Below are 3,204 nucleotides of genomic sequence, written 5' to 3' on the forward strand. Positions count from 1 at the left end.
TGGTGTGAACGTCTTTTGAATCCGTTCACGGGAAGAGTGTGTGGTGTAAGTTATCGGCCTATTAGTACCGGTCAGCTTCACGAGTCGTTAGTCCTCGCTTCCACATCCGGCCTATCAACCCAGTGGTCTGGCTGGGGGCCTCTCACACACAAGGTGTATGGAAATCTCATCTCGAAGCGAGCTTCCCGCTTAGATGCTTTCAGCGGTTATCCCATCCGAACGTAGCTAATCAGCGGTGCACTTGGCAGTACAACTGACACACCAGAGGTTCGTCCGTCCCGGTCCTCTCGTACTAAGGACAGCCCTTCTCAAATTTCCTGCGCGCGCAGCGGATAGGGACCGAACTGTCTCACGACGTTCTAAACCCAGCTCGCGTACCGCTTTAATGGGCGAACAGCCCAACCCTTGGGACCTACTCCAGCCCCAGGATGCGACGAGCCGACATCGAGGTGCCAAACCATGCCGTCGATATGGACTCTTGGGCAAGATCAGCCTGTTATCCCCGAGGTACCTTTTATCCGTTGAGCGACGGCCATTCCACAATGTACCGCCGGATCACTAGTCCCGACTTTCGTCCCTGCTCGAGATGTCTCTCTCACAGTCAAGCTCCCTTGTGCACTTACACTCGACACCTGATTGCCAACCAGGCTGAGGGAACCTTTGGGCGCCTCCGTTACTTTTTAGGAGGCAACCGCCCCAGTTAAACTACCCATCAGGCACTGTCCCTGACCCGGATTACGGGCCGAAGTTAGATGTCCAAAGTGACCAGAGTGGTATTTCAACGATGACTCCACCCGAACTGGCGTCCGGGCTTCAACGTCTCCCACCTATCCTACACAAGCCACTCCGAACACCAATACCAAACTATAGTAAAGGTCTCGGGGTCTTTCCGTCCTGCTGCGCGTAACGAGCATCTTTACTCGTACTGCAATTTCGCCGAGTTTATGGTTGAGACAGCGGGGAAGTCGTTACTCCATTCGTGCAGGTCGGAACTTACCCGACAAGGAATTTCGCTACCTTAGGATGGTTATAGTTACCACCGCCGTTTACTGGGGCTTAAATTCTCAGCTTCGCCTTGCGGCTAACCGGTCCTCTTAACCTTCCAGCACCGGGCAGGAGTCAGTCCGTATACATCGTCTTGCGACTTCGCACGGACCTGTGTTTTTAGTAAACAGTCGCTTCCCCCTGGTCTCTGCGGCCCCGATCCCCTCCCACCAGCAAGTGGTGTTCAAGGTTGGGGCCCCCCTTCTCCCGAAGTTACGGGGGCATTTTGCCGAGTTCCTTAACCATAATTCTCTCGATCGCCTTAGTATTCTCTACCTGATCACCTGTGTCGGTTTGGGGTACGGGCGGCTAAAACCTCGCGTCGATGCTTTTCTCGGCAGCATAGGATCACCGAATCCCCCCATACGGGGGTCCCGTCAGATCTCAGGCATCATGAACGGCGGATTTGCCTACCGTTCGCCCTACATCCTTAGACCGGGACAACCATCGCCCGGCTCGGCTACCTTCCTGCGTCACACCTGTTAATACGCTTGCCTCCCAGGATCAGGTCCCGCGCTCCACCAAAACCCACACACCCCGAAGGGTGCTAGGGCAGGTTTCGGGCGGTTAGTATCCCCTGTTCAGCATGGGCGGTTTTTCGCCGGTACGGGAATATCAACCCGTTGTCCATCGACTACGCCTGTCGGCCTCGCCTTAGGTCCCGACTTACCCAGGGCAGATTAGCTTGACCCTGGAACCCTTGATCATCCGGCGGACGGGTTTCTCACCCGTCTTTCGCTACTCATGCCTGCATTCTCACTCGTGTAGGCTCCACCGCTGGTTTCCACCGCGACTTCACTGCCCACACGACGCTCCCCTACCACTCCAGACGCCTGAACCACAAGGGCTTGGCTAATGTCTGAAATCCACAACTTCGGCGGTGTACTTGAGCCCCGCTACATTGTCGGCGCGGAATCACTTGACCAGTGAGCTATTACGCACTCTTTTAAGGATGGCTGCTTCTAAGCCAACCTCCTGGTTGTCTTCGCAACTCCACATCCTTTCCCACTTAGCACACGCTTAGGGGCCTTAGTTGGTGGTCTGGGCTGTTTCCCTCTCGACTATGAAGCTTATCCCCCACAGTCTCACTGCTGCGCTCTCACTTACCGGCATTCGGAGTTTGGCTGACGTCAGTAACCTTGTAGGGCCCATTAGCCATCCAGTAGCTCTACCTCCGGTAAGAAACACGCAACGCTGCACCTAAATGCATTTCGGGGAGAACCAGCTATCACGAAGTTTGATTGGCCTTTCACCCCTACCCACAGCTCATCCCCTCCATTTTCAACTGAAGTGGGTTCGGTCCTCCACGACGTCTTACCGTCGCTTCAACCTGGCCATGGGTAGATCACTTCGCTTCGGGTCTAGATCACGCCACTGCAACGCCCTATTCAGACTCGCTTTCGCTACGGCTTCCCCACACGGGTTAACCTCGCGACGTAACACTAACTCGCAGGCTCATTCTTCAAAAGGCACGCCGTCACCCCTACACGATCGCTCGCGGAGGCTCCGACGGATTGTAAGCACACGGTTTCAGGTACTGTTTCACTCCCCTCCCGGGGTACTTTTCACCTTTCCCTCACGGTACTGGTCCGCTATCGGTCATTAGGGAGTATTTAGGCTTATCAGGTGGTCCTGACAGATTCGCACGGGATTTCTCGGGCCCCGTGCTACTTGGGATACTTCACCAGGCGGTGCACAACATTTCGGTTACGGGGCTCACACCCTCTACGGCCGGCCTTTCAAGACCGTTCACCTATGCCTGCACTCTCACCTTCCCAGCCCGGCAGAGCTGGAGTGGGAAGTCCCACAACCCCGACCATGCAACGCCCGCCGGCTATCACACATGGAACGGTTTAGCCTGATCCGCGTTCGCTCGCCACTACTGACGGAATCACTATTGTTTTCTCTTCCTGCGGGTACTGAGATGTTTCACTTCCCCGCGTTCCCTCCACGCACCCTATGTGTTCAGATGCGGGTCACCAGGCAGCTCGCGCCCCTGGCGGGGTTTCCCCATTCGGACACCCTGGGATCACAGTCCGGTTATCGACTCCCCCAGGCTTATCGCAGATTCCTACGTCCTTCTTCGGCTCCTAATGCCAAGGCATCCACCGTGTGCTCTTAAAAACTTGACCACAAAAGATCAAGGAGTAATTTTCGAGA

General features: G+C 55.5%; 1 rRNA gene. It reads right to left on the reverse strand.

Features of this window, described 5'->3' with window-relative positions:
- Positions 1 to 40: 40 nt before the first annotated feature.
- A 23S ribosomal RNA gene (locus tag AC1DDH_RS20320) occupies positions 41 to 3,176 on the reverse strand.
- Positions 3,177 to 3,204 lie beyond the last annotated feature (28 nt).

The sequence above is a fragment of the Arthrobacter sp. 10T425 genome (assembly GCF_056393985.1).